We start from the raw sequence: 14,255 nt of genomic DNA, 5'->3' as shown, positions 1-14,255 counted from the left end.
GCTCCGCTTGCTGATCCTAAGAAGTCACCTTTTGTTACGTTTAATACTTGCTCGTTGTTCATATCATTCATTCTCCTTTTTATAAGTTATCTATATGTAATTTCTAAGAAATGATTAGTTCATAGTTTTCATATTAACGTTACATTGAAATTAATTACGTAACGTTTGTAACATTAATGTAACATAAGTATTATTACGTTGCAATATAATTACGTAAATTTTATTACACTTTTTTTACGTTTTTTTAAATAAACACTCAAAAACCTTGTTTTAATGCGTTTTCTACTACAATCATGTTCGTAACACTAGTGTAACATTACGGTCATAAAGCGAAATATAATATTATTCATCTCTATTTTGTTACAAAACAAAGTGAAACTTTAATCAGCAAGGGTTCCATTCCCTACTGATTATTCCCCCTCACCAATCGAGCTTTTACTGGCAAATTAATGCGGGATTAAATACTATCTTTCCAAGATAAGTTTATATGTTTCCTCTATATAACTATGTATAATGGAAACAAAGAGGTGGTCATTTTGAAATTAATCGCACTAGATATGGATGGTACACTACTATCATCTAATCTTGAAATCTCCAAAGAGAACTTACAAGCTATCCAAACCGCAAAAGAAGCTGGTCATATTGTAATGATTTGTTCTGGCCGCGCGAAGGAGGATGCTTTGAAATTATTGGAAGAATATAAACTATCTCTTCCAGTTGGAGCAAGCAATGGGGCAATTGTTTATGTGGACGGAAAAGTAATTAACTCGCGTTGTTTACAAAATGATAAAGTATACAAGCTTGCAAAATTACTAGAATCTGAAGGTTTCCCATATAAGTTGTACACAAATAAAGGGGTTTATTCTCCTTATACATGGCAAGGTCAAGTCATGCAGACATTCGAAGAAAACAAACATACACTAGATGTTACACTTGAAGAGCTTGAAAGAATTACAGAAAAACAAAAGAAATCTAACTTAATTACTGATTTCCAAAAAATAGAAGATGTCGTAAATAATCCAGAATTAGAAATATCTAAATTCTTCATTTTAACATTTAATGCTGCTCATCGTTCACAGCTATTACAAACTTTACAAGGAGATACGGACATTTCAGTTACGGCATCAGCTCCTACTAATGTAGAAATTATGGATAAGCATGGCCATAAAGGCAATGGTTTGCAAGAAATGGCAGCTTATTTCAATATACCAATTGAAGATACTGTTGCAATCGGCGATAACTTTAATGACGTGCCAATGTTACAAGTTGCAGGCTTATCAGTTGCAATGGGAAATGCCGAAGAAGATGTAAAAAAACTATGTGACGTTGTAACATTAACAAACAATGAACATGGTGTTGCTCATGCAATCGAGCAATTTGTATTGAAACAAACTTCATCTAGTAAATAAAAAAAGGGACTCTTTCACTTTTTGAAAGAGTCCTTTTTTTCACACATGGTGACAAGCAACAAAATGATTTTCACCCACATTACGGAATTCTGGTACATTCTTTTTACAAACATCTGTAGCAAAGGGGCAGCGTGTATGAAAACGGCAACCTGACGGCGGATTTGCCGGACTTGGAATATCCCCTTCTAAAATAATCCGTTCTCGTTTAACCGTTGGATCAGGTATTGGTACTGCTGATAATAATGCTTTTGTATATGGATGAAGTGGATTCGCAAATAACTCATCACGTGATGCTGTTTCCACAATAGTTCCTAAGTACATAATTCCAATTTTCGTACATAAGTGCTCCACAACACTTAAATCATGTGAAATGAATAAATAGGACAATCCCTTTTTCTCCTGTAATTCACTAAACAAATTAATGATTTGCGCTTGAATAGATACATCTAATGCCGCAACAGGCTCATCAGCCACAATAAATTCTGGATCTAATACCATTGCCCTTGCAATAACGATACGCTGACGTTGCCCACCGGAAAACTCATGAGGGTACCGGTCAATATGATACGGCGCTAAACCACATAACTCCAATACTTCTATCACCTTTTCACGGACATTTTCTTTCGTCGCTAGCCCGTGAGCCAACATTGGCTCACCAAGCGCTTCTCCAATTCTCATTCTTGGATTTAATGAGCTAAATGGATCTTGAAAGACGAGCTGCATATTAGGACGATGCTTTCTCAGCTCCTCTTTTGAGAAAGCATGAACATCTTGACCTTTAAATTTCACTTCACCTTCTGTTTTTTGAACGAGACGGAGAATTGTTTTCCCTATCGTCGTTTTCCCACTTCCAGACTCTCCTACAAGGCCAAACACTTCTCCTTTATCAATTGTAAAGCTTACCCCATCTACCGCTTTCACATGTCCAATCGTTCTACTAAATACGCCGCCCTTAATCGGAAAATACGTTTTTAAGTTCTTCACTTCTAATAACGGTTCACTCATTGCCCAGCACGCTCCTCATATAACCAACAAGCTACTTTATGATCCTCGTTATGCACATTAAGATTTGGCGCTTCATTTTTGCATATTTCCATGCAATGTTCACAGCGGCCACTAAAGTAGCAAAACTCATCTAAGCCAACTAAATTTGGAACTTGCCCTGGGATAGAATAAAGTTTATCTGTTCGTTTCCCCATTACTGGTTTTGATTTTAGCAACCCTTTCGTATATGGGTGTTTAGGATTTTGAAATAGCTCTACTACTGGAGCTTCTTCAATGACTTTACCACCATACATAACAACAACGTAATCGGCCATTTCTGCTACAACACCTAGATCATGTGTAATTAATAAAATGGACGTTTTAAATTCCTCTTTTACTTGTCTTAGTAAGTCTAATATTTGCGCTTGAATCGTAACGTCCAGAGCTGTTGTCGGTTCATCTGCAATTAATAACTTTGGATTACAACTAAGTGCAACAGCAATCATAATACGTTGTAACATTCCACCGCTCAGTTCGTGCGGATAAGAATGGACAATTTCATCAGCACGAGCAATACCAACTTTACGAATTAATTCAATTGCTTTTTTGTATGCTTCGTTTTTGCTAAGTAGTTCATGCTCTCTTAACGTCTCAACAATTTGCTCTCCAACAGTGAAGACTGGATTAAGCGATGTCATCGGTTCCTGGAAAATCATCGCAATATCATTTCCTCTTAAACTACGAAGTTCTTTCTCTTTCATTCCTAAAAGGCTTTTTCCTTCATAAAGAATATCGCCACCAACGATGCCGCCAGATTCAGCAATAAGTCCCATAATAGATAAGGCCGTTACACTTTTCCCGCAACCTGATTCGCCTACTACACAAACTGTTTCACCTTCCCGAACTGAAAAGCTAACATGATTAACAGCCTTTACTGTCCCTTCTTCCGTCTGAAAGTGTGTTTGTAAATCCTTTATCTCTACTACTGCTTTACTCATGCTTCCTCACCTACCGCTTCATCTTTGGATCTAATGCATCACGAAGTGCATCGCCCAGTAAATTAATTGATACAACTGTTATAAAAATTGCAAAACCGGGTGGAATCCATAACCAAGGACGCTTTTGGAAATCAATTAATGAGTTTGCTGCGCTAATCATATTCCCCCACGATGGTGTAGGTGGAACGACACCAAGACCTAAATAGCTTAGTGCAGACTCTCCTAATATAGAACCCGCAACACCTAATGTTGATACAACAATTAATATTGGTAAAACATTTGGGATTAAATGATATACAATTTTGCGGTAATCTTTTATTCCTAACACATCAGCAGCCTGCATGAACGATTGTTCTCGAAGCGATAAAATTTGACCTCGTACGAGACGTGCAAGCCCTGGCCAACCTACTAAACTTAAAATAATCATAATGACATAAAGACGATAGTCAGATGGTACTTTCCATTCTGATAAAATAGCTCCCATTATAATAAGTAAGGGTAATCCTGGCATCGACATTAAAATATCTGCAAGACGCATTATAATATTGTCGACGATGCCACGATAAAAACCTGCAATAGCTCCTAATAAAGCTCCTAGTATAACTGATAAAACCATTGAAGCTAAGCCAATTGTTAATGAAATCCGCCCCGCTTGCATAAGCCTTGTTAAAATATCCCTTCCTAATTGATCTGTACCAAGCCAATGAGAAAAACTAGGTGGTTTGTTAATTAGCGCAACTTGTATTTTTCCGGATGCATACGGTGAAAAGAATGGACCGATAAAACAAAATAAAAACATAAAAACTAATGCATAAAACCCTATAAGTGCCATCTTATTTTTCTTTATCCTTTTAAAAGCTTGCCTCCACGGTGATGATTCATTCCGTCTTTTCTTTTTTGCTTTTTTCTCTGTAATTGCTGTAACAGTTTCCATCTCTTTCCCCCCTTACTTCAACCGAATACGTGGATCAACAACTGCATATACAACATCCGCTAAAAAGTTTGAAACAATTGTTAAACAAGAAAGAAACATCGTAAATGCCATTAATACTGTATAATCACGGAAATTAAGCGCTTCTAATTGAATATTGCCGATACCTGGCCAGTTGAAAATTTGTTCAATAATAATTGCCCCTGAAAACAATCCTGGTAACTCAAATGCAAGCAATGTAATAGCCGGTAAAATTGCATTTTTCAATGCATGTTTATAAATAACAGTCTTCTCCTTTAAACCTTTTGCTCTAGCCGTTCGAATATAATCTTGCCGTACAACTTCTAACATACTCGTTCTAAAATAGCGAGTTAATGAGCCTACTCCAAGGAGAGTTAAAATAAACACCGGTAAAACCATATGCTTTGAAACCTCTATTACGTAAGCAAGTCCAGTCGAATTACTGCCAACATCAATCATCCCGCCTATCGGTAATAACTTTAAATCAACCGCGAACACTTTAATTAAAAACAAACCGATAAAGAATGAAGGAAATGACATCGCTGCAAAAACACCAATTGTTACAAGCTTATCGAATAAGGAATGTTGCTTTGTTGCTGAAAATACACCGATAATAAGTGCAATTAGCCAAATAAAGAACAATGCAATAACCGCAACAATAAATGAATTCCATATGAATTTATTTAACAATGATGTTACAGGTTCTTGATATTGAAGAGAAAAACCAAAATCCCCCTGCAATGCATTACCTAGCCAGTGGAAATATCGCTCAACAATTGGTTTATTTAAACCATATAGCTCTCTAAGCTCCGCAGCTCTTTGTGGTGTAATCTTTGGATTTGAATCAATATAGTCACCTGGAAGAAGCGCGAACAAAAAAAAGATAATAACTGACGCACCCAACAATGTAGGAATCATTTGTAACAACCTACGAATGATATATGTTTTCACCCTTTTTCTCTCCAATCTTATGCTTAAAATAGAAGAACATTTTTTCAAAGCGGCACTATTAATTGCCGGATGAAAAAATGCCTTCTACTTATACATTCTTATCGTTATTTTTCAAATGATAATACTGGTAAGTTTGCACTAATACTATTGTATTTTTCAGGGTCAATTCCTTTTATATTCCCGTTATAACCCGTAATTGTTCTACGGTAGTTTAATAGAATTACTGGTGGGTCATCACTTAATTCTTTATACAATTCTTTATAAATAGGTTTACGTTTTTCAATATCAACTGTCTCAATACCTTTTTGAATTAACTCATCTACTTTTGCATTCTTGTAACCAAGGCTAATTTCATTTGCACTAGACAAATATTCACCAGCTGTTTCACTTGGATCACTTGTAATCGGTGTCGAAACAGAAGCTAAATCATAATCACCTTTATTTACCTTAGACAGCATAGTATTAAAGTCCATAAATTCCGGATTAAATTCTACACCTATCTCTTTATAATTCTCTTTCGCAATTGGAATTAATAAATCACTATCCTTAGCCGAACTTGGGCCGAAATAAGAAAGCTTTAATTTTTTACCATCTTTTTCACGAATTCCATCCGAACCAACTTTCCACCCTGCTTCATCTAATAATTTTTTCGCTTTTTCTTTATCGTATTCATATTTATTAACTCCTTCTTCCGTATAAGCCCAAGAAGTTGGATGGATTGGTACACTAGCTACTGTACCGTACCCTTTTAATGCTGTATCAACATATTTTTGGCGATCTAACCCATAAATAAGTGCTTGGCGAACCTTTTTATCCTTTAAGTACGGCTTATTATTATTCATATAAATATAACTAAATGATGCTGCTGTTTCGATTTGAATATTCGCGAATTGTAAACCTTTCGCTTGTTCAAGAACTTCATCACCAGTACCTAGGCCAGTGTAGTCAACCTCACCTGTTTGGAATAATTGAAGCTTCGTATCACCAGCAGTAATTTTATAAATGAAGTTTGGAATTTTCGGTTTACCTGCATAATAATTTTCATTTGCTACAAATCGAACTTCTTGACCAGGAATATACTTTTCAAATTTATATGGGCCCGCAGCTATCGGTTTTCCATATAACTCTTTTAAATAATCTAAACTTGTATTTTGTTTATAGTCTTTTCCATAATAAGCTTTTGATAACACCGGGCCACCTAAAGCAGTTAGTGTCTGGGAATTAACTTTTTCAGTCGTAACTTTAATTGTCTGTGGATCAACAACTTGAATTCCTTCAATAGAAGTTGCTTTACCTTCTTTATATTCTTTTCCGCCTTTAACAGCATATTGAGAAATATCCATTTCACCCTCGTATGCCTTATCATGTAAAAGCGTCAATGTGAACGCTACATCATCCGCTGTTAACGGTGAACCATCACTAAATTTTAAATCTTTACGTAAATGGAATGTATATGTTAACTGATCAGAGGAAACATCCCACTTCTCAGCTAATTCTGGAGTTGGTTTTCCTTGTTTATCTGTCGATACAAGAGATGCAAAAATAACAGAAGTTACATTTCCATCCCAGCCATTTTGCTGGAAGTATGGTAAAAAGACACCACCTGGTTTACTAATCCCAACAACTAACGTGTCTTTTCGACTTTTTGCTTTGTCAGGCACTTTCGTCTTATCTGTAGCAGCAATCTTTTCGATTTTTATATTTTTTAAATCTTGCTGTTTAACTGGTTCTGTAGAAGCCGTATCCTCCTGTCCCCCGCAAGCAGATAACACAAACGAACTACTCAGTAATACTGAAAATAAACCAGCCCATTTTTTTGTCTTTTTCTTCATTGTCCCCACCCTAACTTTTTTTTAATAATTACACCTTATGAACTGCTTGCCTTATGTATGCCTCCCACAGCAACATTTTATAGCCAATCGGAAAAGTCGGTTTTTAACGTAAAAAAACAGATGTTTTTGAGGGGTAACAATCTTATTCCGACCTTTCCGGTAGACTTTATGGTTATTAGCTTATATCTTTCAGTATATTTTGTCAATTATTTCTATATAAATATTTTGAGAGTTCTCCAAAAATTATTGAGCAATATTCAATTTAGGTAAACTTAACAATATACCATTATAGTTATCTTCTTGTAATCCTTGAATTCGTGCGTTGTGAGCAGAAACGACTTTACTATTGTTTAAGAAAATAACAGGTGGATCTTCACTTAACTCTTGATATAGTTTTTTATAGATTTCTTTTCGTTTTTCAATATCCAATGTTTCTAATGCCTGCTTGGCTAATTCATCTACTTTCGGATTATGATATCCATCATAATTACGCTTACTTGACAAAACAAACTCCTCAATTGTTCCGCTCGGATCATCAATCATCGGTGTGGAGACCATCGCTAAATCATAATCTCCTTTAATTACCTTGGAAATCATCGTATTAAAGTCCATGTATTCTGGGTTGAAATCTACCCCAATCTTTTTATAATCCTCTTTCATAACAGGGATCATCACATCATTAATTTTACTTGCTGATGAGGCAAAATAACTTACCTTCAATTTCTGACCATCTTTTTCACGAATACCATCTGACCCAGCCTTCCATCCTGCTTCATCAAGTAATTTCTTTGCTTTTTCTAAATTATATTCGTATTTATTGATTCCTTCTTCTGTATACGCCCACGAAACTGGTGTAATTGGTACATTAACGAGTGAGGCATAACCTTGGAAATACGTATCAATTACTTTTTGGCGCTCTAATCCGTAAATAAACGCTTGGCGTACACGTTTATCTTTAAAGTATGGCTTCTTATAATTCATTTTAATGTAGCCGTAAGAACTTCCTGTATACACATTAATATTAGCGAAACCTAGCTCTTTTAATTGCTCAATCGTTTCCGCATTTGTCGTGAAGCCATCATAATCTACTTCTCCCGCTTGAAATTGTTGCAAACTCGTATCACCTTTTGTAATTTTATAAATAAAGTGCTCAATTTGCGGTTTACCTTCAAAATAATTTTCATTTGCTACAAAACGAACTTCTTGACCTGGAATATATTTATCTAGTTTATAAGCTCCTGCTCCCATCGGTTTTCCGTATAACTCTTTTAAATACTCTAAATTTCCTTGCTTATATTCTTTACCGTAATAAGCTTTTGATATAACTTCTCCACCAATTAATGATAATGTTTGGGCATTTACCTTTTCAGTTGTAATCGTAATTGTTTTCGGGTCGATGACTTGAATCCCCTCAATAGATGTAGCCTTTCCTTCTTTATATGCTTGCCCACCCTTTATTGCTGTTTGACTTATATCAGTTGCTCCGCTATATGTCTGGTCATGTAGTAACGTTAATGTAAATGCTACATCGTCCGCTGTTAACGGCGAACCATCACTAAACTTTACATCATCTTTCAAATGTAACGTATATGTAAGCTGATCCTCCGAAATATCCCACTTCTTCGCTAGAATCGGGATTGGTTTTCCTTCCTTATCCAGCCCAACAAGAGGAGCAAAGATAGCTTGCGTTATATTGCCATCCCATCCATTCTCCATGAAATGCGGAAGGAATATCCCGCCAGGGCTCGGCATTCCAATTACAAAAGTATCTTTTCTTTCCTTTGCCTTTGCTGGACTTTTTACTTTGTCACTCGCTTTAATAAATTCATCTTTCACTTTTGGCATCTTCGTTGCTTTATTTGTACTTGTCTCTTCTTGAGCGCATCCTGCTAATAAAACCGATGTACTAAGAAACGTAGCAAATAACCCTTTAAAGACCTTTCGCATAATTCTCACCCTTACTTTCCTATTTTCTAATTGAGTAGTAACATAAAGCCCATTTCTGTAACTATCCTTATTTTTCATATAAAAATAGTATGAATTAATTTCAAGATTATTCCTTTTCACTAGTTATGTCAATCCTGGCTAATTGATTTCTTTCAAAAAATAAAAAACACCTTCTATTACCTAATAGTCCCGCATAGAATAATAACAATTAACTACCAAGAAGGGGGCGAAAATATGGACAACCTATTCCAATATGTCCTGCACTATGTATTATTAACAATCATGATAGTCGGGGCGTTATTACTATTCCCGTTCTTCCCAAAGTTCGTCCTCTTTTTAGCTTTTTTCGTTATGCTCGGGATCGCTATTATAATTTCAACGAGGGAAGATACCACACAAAAAGAAAGCAGAGTTCAGCGCGTAAAGCTGTAACTCTGCTTTCTTTTTTATCTTCAATCCCCAAGTCTCTATTACACACACTTATGTCTTGGGAAATAATTAGCCAATACTTTTGTAATTACTCTTATCAAAAACACTTCTAATAACGTTTATTTTCCTTCTTACCATTTCATATGTTTCTCAACCTATGAAAATTGCGTAACAAAGATTTATCAAAATTACTGTTTCACGTGAAACACATTTTTTATTTATCCCGCATTAACGGGCAGTAAAACTCCCACCTCAAAATTCGGCTGGAGTAAAGAAGTTAGATGGGGGGATTAACTGCCCGTAAACGCCCGATTGGTTCAACTAATAATCAGTGGGGGATGAACACCCCCCACTGATTAAAGTTTCACTTTATCCTTTACGTAAAATATTATTATAAAAAAGAAAGCTAATCCCTTCAGCAAAACTGAAAGGAATTAGCTTTCTACTCTTTACTCCACAATATTCTCTAACTCATTATATAACTCCGCTCGTAAAAACTCTTTTTTCGTTTTTTCTTCATACAATTGTTCAAGCATTTCAACATCAACTACATGTTCCATTTTACATTCAAGTGCATATATATCTTCTTCTATATGCATTAACTCGCTTTCAACTTCCTCTAAATTCCTAGCCTTCTTCTTTTTTATAGGCATTACTTCTAACGCTCTATTCCCTTGCTGTTGCTGTTGCTGCTTCTGTTTTGCTACTTGTTTCTCAATTCTTTCTTCCCACTTTTGACGAGCCCATGCATAGTTCCCTGCAAACTCAAATAATTTGTGCTCATCAATCCAATATGTCTTTTCAAACAATTTATTTAAGAAATAACGATCATGTGAAACAGCTAAAATCGTCCCGTTATATTGTTCAAGGGCTTCCTCTAAAACTTCCCTTGATTCAATATCAAGATGATTCGTCGGTTCATCTAAAATGAGAAAGTTAACATCTTGATACATAAGTTGCGCGAGTCTTAACCTCATTTTTTCTCCACCGCTAAGTTGCGTTACTTTCTTAAAAACAGCTGGACCATAAAATAAAAACCGAGCTAATATATGTCTTGCTTCTCCCTCTGCTACAGCTACACACTCTCTAAAAGCTTCCAATACATTGTTCTTCATATTCCCGTACGCATGTTGCGATAAATAACCGATTTTCACACTACTACCAATCCGAATTTCACCAGTATCTTGCTTCATTTCTTCTAGTAGTAATTTTAATAACGTAGTCTTTCCTGTACCGTTACGTCCAACGATAGCTGCGCGCTCCTGAAAACGAATATGCAAATTTACTTTCTCGAATAAAGATCTGTCAGCAAATCCTTTACTCACTTCTTTCATTACAACAACATCTTTTCCGCTTCTCTCTTGCCCTTCAAACTGAAGTCCCATCTGTTTTCTATCCAAAATGGGTCTCTTTAGTTTCTCTATGCGCTCTAATGCACGTTCCATATTTCTGGCTCTCTTATGCAATCCTTCATTCGGCGGATTCGCTTGATTTGCCCATTCACGTAGACGCTTAATTGCTTCTTTCATTTTCTTTATTTTCTTTTGCTGTTCTTGATACGCTTGAAATTCTTGAAGCAATCTTTCTTCCTTTTCCTCAACAAACTGTGAATAGTTCGTATGATATACGTGAATTTCTCCATCTTCTAAATCAAAAATTTTCGTTACAACTTCATCAAGGAAATAGCGATCATGTGAAATGACCATAACTGTTCCTGTATACTCTTTTAGAAATTGCTCTAACCACTCGACTGCAAATAAGTCCAGATGATTTGTTGGTTCATCTAATAAAAGTAAATCTGGTTTCTGCAATAGCATATACGCAAGGCTTACTTTTGTTTGTTCTCCACCACTTAACTCCATAAATGATCGGGAAAATAGTTCCGTCACCTGTAGACCATTTGCTACCTTCATAATATTCGCTTCTATTTCATAACCACCGAGAAACGCGTACCTTTCTTGAATTACTCCGTATCTCTCCATCAATTTTTGTAAAGCAGATGATTCCTGTTCTTCCGCCATATTTTTTTCTAAAGCATGCATTTCTATCTCCAACTCTTTTTCCTTTTTAAAAGCGGAGCTTAATACATCATATACATTCATTTCATTATTGAATTTTGGAATTTGTGCTACATGACCGATGCGTGTACCTTTCTTTATATGAATGGCTCCTACATCCAAACTCTCCATTCCTGTTAGAAGCTGAAAGATAGTTGTCTTCCCACTACCGTTACGACCAACTAATCCAATACGTTCTCCATTCTTTATTTCAAGCGATATATTTTCAAATATGATGTTTCCACCAAAAGATTTCGTTACATTATTTACACTACAAATTGTCATTTTCCGTACTCCTTTCAATATAAAAAACCATGGGAAAGAAACGTTCCCCATGGTTTTTGGCATAGAAAAAGGAAGCCAAATAGCTCCCTTTTCACACGTTTATCAAAAATGGGTGAAGAGATTTCTATCGTTCAATAGCTACTATGCAATTGTTAAAAAAGGGCATACGTATCCCGTTAACAACTACATCATGAAAAATCGCACGACAAATATAGATATAATCTAAAAATTTTGTGCGCGTAGCTAAAGAACATTTCATCTCATTCACCCCTTTCGTACGGAATTTAATACTTACTTCTTTATTATACTTTCCCATTTCATGTTTGAATAGTCATTTTTCTGAAAATAATGAAGATAGACTAAACATTTCAATAAGTGACATCAAATCTTACAAAACTGTTATGTTCACGTAATGGAAAGCGATAGTACGAAAAGACGCCTCCCTATACAATAAAGATGTAAACAAGAGAGACAAATAAAGGAGGAAACAATCATGATAAAAGAAATCGTAAAAGCAATCTTTGAGGTATTAGTGAACGGACAAGCAGTTGTAAAAGAACTAAACGAATTATAAAAAGGAGTGAAGGAATATGATGAACATGGTAAAAATGGTTTTACACGCTTTAGTCGATGCAAAAGCAGTTAGCCAAGAATTAAACCAACAATAAAAAGGGGTATATGAATATGAAGAAAGCCATTATTGTAATCGCAAGTACAGCAATTGCCTTATACACAATAAAAAATAGAAAAAAGAAACAAAATGAAAGTGCTCTATATTATCCATACACACTATTAAAGAAAAAATAAAAGACAAGGTACCCTATTGTAATGAGGATATCTTGTCTTTTATTTTTTCTCTATTTCCTTTAAAGGATTTCCCCCTCCTTTTCCCGAATGTATTAGACGGAAGTTTTACACACATTTAAAAGGGGTATAGAGAAATGGATACACAACAACTATATTTTTTAAACGATATCGGTAAACAAAAACCAGAAAGCATTCGGAACAGAAGCGCTACATGTCCTTTTTGTGACAGAGAAAATTTAACTGATATTTTAGCAACCGAGGGTTCTATTATTTGGTTGAAAAATAAATTCCCTACACTAAAAGATACATTTCAAACCGTGCTAATCGAAACGGATAATTGTGATGATCATATCGCAACATATACAGAAGAACATATGAGATCACTAATTCGTTTTTCCATTAAACACTGGTTAGACTTACAGAAAAGTGATGAATTTACATCTGTTATTTTATATAAAAATCATGGTCCATTTTCAGGTGGAAGTTTGCATCATGCACATATGCAAATTATCGGAATGAAATATGTAGACTATCTCGCAAACATAGAAAACGAAAATTTCCAAGGGGTAATTGTACAAAAAAACGAACGCATTGAACTTAATATTTCAGAGCGCCCCATTATCGGTTTTACTGAATTTAACATCATCATTGAAGATATTGCATTTATAGATGAAATGGCAAGTTACATTCAGCAAACTGTATGTTACATATTAACGGATTTCCATAAAGGGTGTAGTAGTTATAACTTATTCTTCTATCACCTGAACGGAAAAATCATTTGTAAAGTTGTTCCCAGGTTTGTAGTTTCACCGTTGTATGTAGGCTATAAAATACCGCAAGTTTCTACAAAACTAGAAGATGTGAAAATACAATTAGCGCAGTATTTCACGAGGCAAGAGGATACAATTATTCATAGAAAAACAGAGTAGGTATAGAAAACCTACTCTTTAATTACACCTTTATTTCGATAGTACACATCCTCTAATCCGATGTTATACTTCATATTGTTATCCGTCCACTCTGGTCCTAAATTCCCTGGCCATCCAGATGTATTCGCTATATATTTCAGTAATGCAAAATCAGTCAAACCTTTTTGCACCCCGCGCTTATAACCTTTCATTAAATGCGGCATTGCAATTTGTGCATTTATACGTGGATCTTTCAGCTCTTCATCAGTTAAATGATCTGGCGCAAGCCCACCACCGCGGTGTAATTGAAACAATCCGAATGAAGTTCCGTTATCTCCAACACTTCTTGGATTTAACCTACTTTCATGTTCGGCAATTGTAAGAGGTATCCATTCCGGAAGGTTTACTTTCTTTGCTTCCTCTATAATGATTTGTTTCATCTGTTTTACTTCTTCTGAATCAACATAGCTTGTTTCATTCATTAGCTTACCCATTCCTTCAGACTTTCCTTGGAAATATAAATACACTCCAAGAACAACTAAAAATCCTACAAAGAATTTCTTCACTACCTCTACCTCTTTCTCCGCTGAAATTTGTCCCCCTTCAGCCTTCCCTTTACAATTACCTACACTCTATCATTCTCTTACCCTTCAATCATAGCAAATAACTATACATATTATCATCATGCTTTAGACC

14 protein-coding genes are annotated in these 14,255 nt (G+C 35.4%); 4 read left to right on the top strand and 10 right to left on the bottom strand.

The window, feature by feature from the left end:
• Positions 1-62: DUF3948 family protein (locus tag JTF23_RS22480; RefSeq protein ID WP_016103357.1), on the bottom strand; the 62-nt coding region annotated here is incomplete at its 3' end.
• A 474-nt stretch (positions 63-536) separates the two neighbouring features.
• Here JTF23_RS22480 and JTF23_RS22475 point away from each other — a divergent pair.
• Positions 537-1,409 carry a Cof-type HAD-IIB family hydrolase gene (locus JTF23_RS22475; protein ID WP_133059582.1) on the top strand — a complete coding sequence of 291 codons (873 nt, stop codon included), beginning with the start codon at positions 537-539 and terminating at the stop codon, positions 1,407-1,409.
• 39 nt (positions 1,410-1,448) lie between these two features.
• Here JTF23_RS22475 and JTF23_RS22470 read toward each other — a convergent pair whose 3' ends face one another.
• From JTF23_RS22470 to JTF23_RS22445, 6 genes are all read right to left on the bottom strand, one after another.
• On the bottom strand, positions 1,449-2,414 hold the full coding sequence (locus JTF23_RS22470; protein ID WP_204209775.1) for an ABC transporter ATP-binding protein: 966 nt from the start codon (positions 2,412-2,414) through the stop codon (positions 1,449-1,451).
• A complete protein-coding gene (locus tag JTF23_RS22465) occupies positions 2,411-3,391 on the bottom strand; it encodes an ABC transporter ATP-binding protein (protein WP_088098637.1) in 981 nt (326 codons plus the stop codon). The genes JTF23_RS22470 and JTF23_RS22465 overlap by 4 nt, the downstream gene beginning before the upstream one ends.
• 10 nt (positions 3,392-3,401) lie before the next feature.
• Complete coding sequence (gene opp4C / locus JTF23_RS22460) at positions 3,402-4,325, bottom strand: oligopeptide ABC transporter permease (RefSeq protein ID WP_002063509.1); 924 nt, start codon at positions 4,323-4,325, stop codon at positions 3,402-3,404.
• Positions 4,326-4,337: 12 nt separating this feature from the next.
• On the bottom strand, positions 4,338-5,294 hold the full coding sequence (locus JTF23_RS22455) for an ABC transporter permease (protein WP_016103351.1): 957 nt from the start codon (positions 5,292-5,294) through the stop codon (positions 4,338-4,340).
• A gap of 104 nt (positions 5,295-5,398) precedes the next feature.
• Positions 5,399-7,126, bottom strand: coding sequence for an ABC transporter substrate-binding protein (locus tag JTF23_RS22450; protein WP_204209773.1), 1,728 nt, complete (start codon positions 7,124-7,126; stop codon positions 5,399-5,401).
• A gap of 243 nt (positions 7,127-7,369) precedes the next feature.
• Complete coding sequence (locus JTF23_RS22445) at positions 7,370-9,073, bottom strand: ABC transporter substrate-binding protein (RefSeq protein WP_204209772.1); 1,704 nt, start codon at positions 9,071-9,073, stop codon at positions 7,370-7,372.
• Between the two features lie 234 nt (positions 9,074-9,307).
• Here JTF23_RS22445 and JTF23_RS22440 point away from each other — a divergent pair, with 234 nt between their 5' ends.
• Positions 9,308-9,505, top strand: a complete 198-nt coding sequence (locus tag JTF23_RS22440; protein WP_204209770.1) for a hypothetical protein — start codon at positions 9,308-9,310, stop codon at positions 9,503-9,505.
• Positions 9,506-9,951: 446 nt separating this feature from the next.
• Here the strand turns inward: JTF23_RS22440 and abc-f are convergent, their stop codons facing one another.
• On the bottom strand, positions 9,952-11,844 hold the full coding sequence (gene abc-f, locus JTF23_RS22435) for a ribosomal protection-like ABC-F family protein (protein WP_204209768.1): 1,893 nt from the start codon (positions 11,842-11,844) through the stop codon (positions 9,952-9,954).
• A 124-nt stretch (positions 11,845-11,968) separates the two neighbouring features.
• A complete protein-coding gene (locus tag JTF23_RS22430; RefSeq protein WP_286674645.1) occupies positions 11,969-12,103 on the bottom strand; it encodes an RAxF-45 family protein in 135 nt (44 codons plus the stop codon).
• A gap of 419 nt (positions 12,104-12,522) precedes the next feature.
• On the opposite strand from JTF23_RS22430, the gene JTF23_RS22425 reads away from it, so the two are divergent.
• Both JTF23_RS22425 and JTF23_RS22420 read left to right on the top strand, forming a co-directional pair.
• Positions 12,523-12,651 carry a spore coat protein B gene (locus JTF23_RS22425; RefSeq protein ID WP_204209765.1) on the top strand — a complete coding sequence of 43 codons (129 nt, stop codon included), beginning with the start codon at positions 12,523-12,525 and terminating at the stop codon, positions 12,649-12,651.
• Positions 12,652-12,785: 134 nt separating this feature from the next.
• Complete coding sequence (locus JTF23_RS22420) at positions 12,786-13,580, top strand: DUF4931 domain-containing protein (RefSeq protein ID WP_204209764.1); 795 nt, start codon at positions 12,786-12,788, stop codon at positions 13,578-13,580.
• An 11-nt stretch (positions 13,581-13,591) separates the two neighbouring features.
• Here JTF23_RS22420 and JTF23_RS22415 read toward each other — a convergent pair whose 3' ends face one another.
• Entirely contained in the window at positions 13,592-14,125 is a 534-nt protein-coding gene (locus tag JTF23_RS22415) for a transglycosylase SLT domain-containing protein (protein WP_002159554.1), read from the bottom strand.
• Positions 14,126-14,255 lie beyond the last annotated feature (130 nt).

It is taken from the genome of Bacillus sp. RIT 809 (assembly GCF_016892495.1).
GTDB classification, from domain to species: Bacteria; Bacillota; Bacilli; order Bacillales; family Bacillaceae_G; genus Bacillus_A; species Bacillus_A cereus_U.
This window is presented reverse-complemented; position numbering and strand designations above follow the sequence as displayed.